The organism is Corynebacterium guaraldiae (genome assembly GCF_053480195.1).
Window position 1 is genome coordinate 23,983 of the sequence record NZ_JBRBAU010000020.1, and the last position, 6,955, is coordinate 30,937.

5 protein-coding genes and 2 pseudogenes are annotated in these 6,955 nt (G+C 59.3%); 3 read left to right on the forward strand and 4 right to left on the reverse strand.

Features of this window, described 5'->3' with window-relative positions; genetic code table 11:
• Positions 1–29 precede the first annotated feature (29 nt).
• Positions 30–1,052 carry a hypothetical protein gene (locus ACUY3D_RS12085; RefSeq protein WP_070686349.1) on the forward strand — a complete coding sequence of 341 codons (1,023 nt, stop codon included), beginning with the start codon at positions 30–32 and terminating at the stop codon, positions 1,050–1,052.
• A 23-nt stretch (positions 1,053–1,075) separates the two neighbouring features.
• Here the strand turns inward: ACUY3D_RS12085 and ACUY3D_RS12090 are convergent, their stop codons facing one another.
• On the reverse strand, positions 1,076–2,002 hold the full coding sequence (locus ACUY3D_RS12090; RefSeq protein WP_070563298.1) for a DUF1906 domain-containing protein: 927 nt from the start codon (positions 2,000–2,002) through the stop codon (positions 1,076–1,078).
• A gap of 196 nt (positions 2,003–2,198) precedes the next feature.
• Here ACUY3D_RS12090 and ACUY3D_RS12095 point away from each other — a divergent pair, with 196 nt between their 5' ends.
• Positions 2,199–3,182 (forward strand): hypothetical protein, encoded by a 984-nt coding sequence (locus ACUY3D_RS12095; RefSeq protein ID WP_232748466.1) that lies wholly within the window; start codon positions 2,199–2,201, stop codon positions 3,180–3,182.
• Between the two features lie 32 nt (positions 3,183–3,214).
• On the opposite strand, the gene ACUY3D_RS12100 is transcribed toward ACUY3D_RS12095, so the two are convergent.
• Entirely contained in the window at positions 3,215–3,643 is a 429-nt protein-coding gene (locus ACUY3D_RS12100; RefSeq protein ID WP_070531604.1) for an OsmC family protein, read from the reverse strand.
• 126 nt (positions 3,644–3,769) lie between these two features.
• Here ACUY3D_RS12100 and ACUY3D_RS12105 point away from each other — a divergent pair, with 126 nt between their 5' ends.
• A complete protein-coding gene (locus tag ACUY3D_RS12105; protein ID WP_448241171.1) occupies positions 3,770–5,992 on the forward strand; it encodes a LamG-like jellyroll fold domain-containing protein in 2,223 nt (740 codons plus the stop codon).
• A 122-nt stretch (positions 5,993–6,114) separates the two neighbouring features.
• Here the strand turns inward: ACUY3D_RS12105 and ACUY3D_RS12110 are convergent.
• Both ACUY3D_RS12110 and ACUY3D_RS12115 read right to left on the reverse strand, forming a co-directional pair.
• Positions 6,115–6,654 (reverse strand): annotated as a pseudogene (locus tag ACUY3D_RS12110) (transposase family protein); the annotation flags it as partial.
• A 2-nt stretch (positions 6,655–6,656) separates the two neighbouring features.
• Positions 6,657–6,779: pseudogene (locus tag ACUY3D_RS12115) on the reverse strand (IS110 family transposase); the annotation flags it as partial.
• Positions 6,780–6,955: the final 176 nt, after the last annotated feature.

Sequence of the window (6,955 nt, forward strand, 5' to 3'; positions counted from 1 at the left end):
TCAGGCGGTAGAGAGTAGAATCAAACATCGTGTTTTACTCTCAGCCTTCTCACAGGGCGGCGTCAGTGCGAGCTGGCGCCGCCCTTCTGGCGTGCGTACTCGGTGCAGCCTCTCTCGTTGCGTGCTCGCCAGCGCACGAAGAAGACTCCATGGCCGGCGGTTCAGCGCAGACCAGCGCACGCAAACCTGGCCCCATCACACATCGGAAAGGCCAGCTGCAGCTGGCTGCTGTCCCGGACTCAGTAGGTCAGTTCCTCAAGGGCGATGAGTCCAAGGCCATCACGTATTACCGCATTGAGACGGGCATGCACATGGGCTCGACCACTGAACACCAGCCGCGCTATGCGCTGAGCTTGATTAAGCTCTACATCGCAACCTACGTGCTGGAACGCGGGTCTTTCGAGGACAAGTACCTAGCGTTGGATATGGTTGCTGATTCCTCTGACGAGAGTGCCGCACAGCTCTTTGAGAAATATCCGCGATCCATCGATGCCATTGCTAAGGAATATGGCTTGGAGTCCACGTCCGCGGGGGAGGACTGGGGGCATTCCATGACCTCTACGTACGACGTTGTGAGGTTCATTGTTCAGCTCATGGAGGATGATCCGACCCATCCTGTGCTGGTAGCTATGTCCCACGCCGATGCTGTATCTGCCGACGGATATCAACAGAACTATGGCACCGCGAAGCTGAGCGACGTCGTGGGCTCTAAGTGGGGATGGTCGGACAGCAAGGATCGTCATTCCTCGGTGTCTTTTGGAGAGAACTTTGTCGTGGCTGCATCCATCGAAGGAAGCGCTCAGGAACTCACGTCTTATGTACGCAAGGAGATCACCGGTAAGAACCTGGTGAAGGGCAACAACCTGAACAAGGAGGCGCTGGCTAATCCTGGTGCTGTTGCCACGCGCTTGACGACGTCCAGCGCTGCGCCCACTGCGACCTCCACGACAGCGACGCCGGCTGCCGCGACATCTTCGGAGCCGTCTTCTTCTGCGCCGTCCTCTCAACCAACGTCTAGAACGTCGGCCTCGAAGACCTCTGCGGCACGGTAGGGGACTGCGCCGCAGCAGGGCATTTAGCCCATGGACTTGCGCACGGTGTTGAGGATATCCACCGCGCCGCGGACTTGGTCATTGCTGATGGAAGAACCAGCAATGGTGATGCCATCGCTGCTCACACTGGAGCCGCGACCAGTGGGATCCGGCAGGGTGATGTTGGGCAGCGGGATGTTGTCCGGCACGCTCGGGATGTCCTTGACCTTGGGCGGTGTCACCGCGCCTTGGCCCGGGGTCCACTGACCCCAGTCATTGGCGTAGACGGTGTTAATATCGCAGGTCACGCCGTCGATGGTGGCCTGGTTCTTGGCTTTTTGGTGGATGGTGGTGCGCGGGTGAATCTTGCCGCCCGAGCCCCAATCGTGCATCCAGTAGAACTGGCCAATGTGGTCGTTGACGCACCAGTCGATGACGTTGTAATTGCCGTACACGCCGGTTTGGTAGCCGGCCGCGCTCAGCGCCGTCGAGAAGGCCTTGAGGTAGGGGCGGATTTGGTTCTCATACTGGGCGCGGGTGGGGTTGTCATCGATCGCGATGTAGATTGGGCGGCCCGTCGGCCCGCCAGCGGCCTTGTGAATAGCGATGGCCTGCGGGGCGTGGACGGCGGCACCCGCCGCACCGTTGAGCCAGTCGGCGGTCTCGGCGCGGCCGAACTGGTAAATGGAGGCGGTCTTCAGGCCGACAGCGGCATTGGCCTTCGTTTCCGCCAGCGTGACGGGTTTGCCCTGCATCCAGTTAGCGCCGGGGCGGCGCTGGGAAACATAGCGAATGGCGCCGAGGTGGCCGGCGGCCTTGATGGCGCGCGCAGAAGGGACACCGGCGGAGAAGTCAATGATGGTGCCCACAGCTGGACCCACGGCGAGCGCAGCGGGTGCTTGGCTGCCGATGGCACCGGCGGTCAGCGCGAGGGCACTGGCTTTGATAAGGGAACGGCGGGACAAAGACATGATGGAGTTCTCCTAGCGAGGGTCAAGTGGGCTGACAAAGATGGGGCCGAAGAAAGTATCTGAAGTCACTTTAGCCACGATGGTCTAAAATTGCACCACAATTAGTATGGGTGGGTGCACAGGTGCGCCTCGCAGAGCCATAAACGTGCACGGAGCCCCATAAGACGGAGGAATAAGTATGGCTGAAGAGCTGAGAATGCGTTTCATTCAGGGCGACAGCGTGTTCCGGCTGAACCACCAGCAGTTCAGCGATGCTGAGGTGCAAGCGGTGCTTCAGGGTTACATCGAGAACTGCCGTCGGAACTCTCAGTGGATCCTCGATACCCGTGAAGAAGGAAACACCCTCGTGGTGGAGCATCTTTTCCCCGCGGAAGAATTCATCGAGGCGAATAATGGCCGCCTGCATATCGATGAGGCTTTCGTCGAATCACTGCCCCTGACGTACCCGATCGTGTTTGAGATCCGCTCGGGCTACCTGCGCATCCACAAGCCGCTAGCCAATAAGTACGGCGCTCTCCTGTCTGACTTCATTCGTGGCTTGTGGGAAGTGTTGCTGCAAGGTCAGATGCACTACCTGTGGGATCACGGCTTTGCGCAGTGTGGTGGTGTGGGAACGATACAACTCAACGCCTATGGGCTGCTGGAGCCGGACGAGCCGCTCATTGGGTTTTACCGGGTAGACGTCGATATGCAGCACGAGGCCTGGGTGTACATCACCCCGCAAGGGCTCATCCTGGTTTTCGACGATGACGACGTCCTTGCCTTCGACAAGGTGGACATGCGCAATCCCTCGATTCCTTCAGGAGTCTTTTCTTTTAGCATGCTCAAGGCTGAGGTGGTTGGAACCGGCGGCGGCAAGACTATTAAAACCTCAATGAGTCCAAAGGATCTTGGGGAACTGGACCAGGCTCGGACGGATATCCGCACCATGTTGTCCTCGCCACACCAAGGGCAGCCGCGCCGTATGGTGGATCCGAACCCGCTTCCCTGGATCGTGGTGGACGGCGAAGAGCTGGGCTATATGGCACAGGCGGATCTGGAGCGCTACCGCCGCCAGCGCTCCGATGCCGGGCACAACCCATTCGGGGATGGCTCCCACACTATGCAGCAAGCCATGGACAACCCCTTCGTTGAATCGTGGGAGGAGAACCCTTCGCGCGACGATAACCCTTTCGCTTAAAGCGCTCTAAAGGCGCTTAAAGCGGAGTGGGCTTAGGGCTGGGTCGTGCGGAACGTGACGTTGGTGGGGTTTTCTACCGTGCGGGAGACGGTGCAGTCCTTCTCGTGGGAGATGCGCACGAGGCGCTCCACCATGGACTGGGCCTGACGGCCGGCATCGGTATCGGGGAAGCGGAGGGAGAATTCCACGTTGACGTCGCTAAGCCTTGAGGCGCCGTCCTCGTTGACGCGGGTGCCTTCTACGTGGACGTCGAAAAGCTCCGGCTCCGTGCGCCGGGAGGTGACCACGTCGACGTCCACGGCCGAGCAGCCCGCCACGGCAGCGAGCAACAGCTCGACCGGACTTAGCAGTCCGTCGCCCGTGCCGAATTCGAGGGTCGCGCCCGCAGTGTTCGTGGCGCGGTAGCGACCGGTATCAACGCGGGTGACGTCGACGTTGTATTTCTTAGTGATATTGCTCATGAGCGTTCATCCTAGCGGCGGGTAATCATTTAAACGTGCGTTCATGCGGTCGTTACGTGAGGGAAAGCTATGGAGAATACATTTCTTATGTCTCTTTTGGCTTTATTCACTGTGATTGGAAGATCTATGACTTCTCGCCGCCTGCTCGGCACCGTGGTCACCGCCTCGGTGGCCGGTACGTTCCTCGTCGTCCCTGCCTCCGCCGCTGAACCAGCAGAAGGCCTGGGCTCGCGTTTTAGCATCGGCGTGTTGCCGGATACCCAGTTCTATTCTCGTTACTCCACTCCGGAAACTGGCAACCTGGCCCAGGCGCGCTATGGCAGTGAGCCTTTCAAGGCGCAGACCGAGTGGCTGGTGAAGAACCAGCAGGCGCTCAACATGGACTTTGCTACCCACCTCGGTGACGTGGTGGACCAAGCGGACGTCGAGGGCGAGTGGAAGGTTGCCGACGAGGCCATGAAGGTCCTCGATGATTCCGACCTGAACTACTCCATCCTGCCGGGCAACCACGACATGATTGAGGATAAGTCAGCGCACCCGTACGACGTCTACTTCAGTGCCGAGCGCGCCAAGACCGCCAACCCGGAAACCTTCCAAGAGCGCCACACCGCGGTCAACAATGACTCCGAGTACCACATTTTTGAGGCCGAGGGCCAGAAGTACCTGGTCCTGGCGCTGGGCTGGCGCGCGGATGATGCGGCTCTGGAGTGGGCGCAAGGCGTTCTCGATGCGCACCCGGACCTGCCGGTCATCCTCACCAGCCACGAGGTGCTCAACCTCGATGGTGCTGGCGAGGTTTTCTACTCCGATGACTATGGCCAGGGCCTGTGGGACAAGTTCATTAAGAAGAACGACCAGATCTTCTTGACCATGGGCGGCCACCACCACGGCGCGGGCTACCGCGTGGACAAGAACGATGCAGGCCACGACGTCATCGGCATCCTGCAGGACTACCAGATGGCTTACCAGGGCGGTAACGGTCTGCTCGGCGTGCTCGAGTTCGACCTGAGCGGCAATGAGCTGGAGATGACCGCCCTGTCCCCGTGGGTCGCGCAGAAACCAGCGAAGGAGCTCACGCAGTTCGACAAGCTCATCCTCTACGGCACAGGCGATAGCTATCACGTGCCGCTCAACTTCAAGGAGCGTTTCGCTGACTTCGCCCCGGACTGGACCATTGGCGATGAAAACGACCCGGACCTCGGTCAGAAGGCCCGCGACATCGCTGAGGAAGGCTACACCCCGTACACCATCCCGAAGGACCAGCTGCCGGAGGGCCCGAATGACTTCGTGAAGTCCGACAAGACCGTCTTCCACTGGCGCCCGGGGCAGACCAAGAACACGGACGGCAAGCAGCTTGCCGACGGCGACGTGGCCACCGAAGGCGCAGTCATTCCGGATGTCTTCGGTGCTGATGGTGCCGGTGACCTCGTTCGCGAGGGTGGTCCTTCCAACACGGGTGAGCGCATCACCTACACCAAGGACCACCACCCGTTGTCCTCTGATTCTGGCTCCCTCTACTGGTCCGACCCAGCTGGCAAGCTCGCGATGGCAGAGTTTCGGTCCAAGGAAGGCGCGGAGATCAACAAGGTCGATACCTCCGAGGGCTACACCTTTGAGTCCTTCGTGAAGATTCCGAAGGACTTCAACGGCTCTGAGCACGGCTGGGGGAGTGCGCTCTCCCGCGACTCCAGCATCGCCGAGCTTGTCGACGGATCCGAGGACACCGACCCCACCGTCATGTTCGGCATTTCTAACCTCCGTGAGCTGCGCTGGTGGGCGGAACCGAAGGAAGGCGAAGGTTCGACTGTCTGGTCCCACGAGGTTCCCACCGAGGAGTGGATGCACATCGCCGTAGTCAACAAGCCGGATTCCGACACCGTAGAGATGTTCATCAACGGTGCACCCATCCTGCGCAACGCCAAGGGTGCTGAAGGCCTCCTCCCGCGCGACCTGCAGTGGGTTATGGGCGCTGGCTTTGATAGCCGCAAGCCGCAGGACCCGTGGTACGGCTGGATTGGTGAGACCCGCCTGACCCAGGGCGTTCTGGACTCCGACGAGTGGCTCACCGCGCGCCCGGCCGTGAAGGAGGAAGAGCCGTCGAGCTCCACTACGACGCCTACCGAGCCGACCAAGCCTTCTAAGCCGACCAACACGAAGGAGCCTTCTGCCGACGATATGGCTGCGGCCTTCTTCGCAGGCTCCAGCCGTGGCGCGAAGGTTATCCTCCCCATCATCGCCGTCATTGCAGTCGTCGGCGGTGCCGCCTACGGCCTCATCCCGACCATCAACCGCATCTTCGGTCTTAACATCCCGCAGCCGAAGCTGCCGCAGATCCCGGGTCTGAACTAGTTACCGTTCACCCTCCGTCCCCCGACTCACATTGAGGCGGGGGTTTTCTATTGTGATGGCCCTGGGCGGATTTTAGCGGGTTAAGGGTCAAAATGTGTGTCTGGCTCGGCGTGTCGCTGGGGTTAGATTTGGCCTTTTTGGATGCCGATTGAGTGGGTGTACTCGGTGTCGATACCGTTGTCGTAGAGGGCTGGTCGTCCTGTTTCGTGGTCGGCTTGGTTCTCGGTGTGGGTCAGGATGGATACTTTGGCGAGTTGGTCCTGGCCCCAGTGGGACTGTCTGGCGATGCGTAGTGGATCGTCGGGCAGTTCTGTTTTTAGGTACAGCCACCAGTCCAGCATTTTGCGCTGGTGTTCATTTGTTCTGCCCCGGTGAGCACGCGCAATCTCTTTCAGGCGAGCGTTAATCCCGCCTTCAAGACTGTTGGTCGTAGATTTGATGCGGGCAGGTTCTAAGACGCCTTTAGGTTGATTGATGTAGACAAAGAGCATGCCTTGGCGCCATAGATGGTTCAGACTGTTGTAGGCCTTTCGCACGTTGGAATGTGTCCATACCCATGTCCAATTTCCTGTATCAGGGTCTTTAACCCTGGTCCTCTCGTCCATCCACCTGCGGTAGACAGTGTTGAAGTTATGGAGCAATACACCCCAGTCAGCTACCTCACGCGCAGGGATTTTTCGTTTTGGTTGATGCGCTTAGATAGCACCTGGGTGCCGTCGATATCTAAGACGCAAGCGTGGTGAAAGTATTTACCGACGTCCATGCCGATGACATAGTCGTAGGTCATGCCAGACCTCCTAGCGAATTGAATGAGTATGGGACTTATTTCATCGCTGTGAAGCGTCCTGGGTTTAGTTCCTACCTCAGCTAAGGAAGGATTGAACTATGCCTAGAAAGTATTCCGTTGAGTTCAAGGAGAAGGCGGTCCATCAGATCATCGAAATGGTCCGCCTGGAGTCCTGC

Coding starts and splice junctions, on each gene's coding strand:
- ACUY3D_RS12090 (WP_070563298.1), bottom strand. CDS start 2,002: ATGTCTTTGTCCCGCCGTTCCCTTATCAAAGCCAGTGCCCTCGCGCTG.
- ACUY3D_RS12095 (WP_232748466.1), top strand. CDS start 2,199: ATGCGTTTCATTCAGGGCGACAGCGTGTTCCGGCTGAACCACCAGCAG.
- ACUY3D_RS12100 (WP_070531604.1), bottom strand. CDS start 3,643: ATGAGCAATATCACTAAGAAATACAACGTCGACGTCACCCGCGTTGAT.
- ACUY3D_RS12105 (WP_448241171.1), top strand. CDS start 3,770: ATGACTTCTCGCCGCCTGCTCGGCACCGTGGTCACCGCCTCGGTGGCC.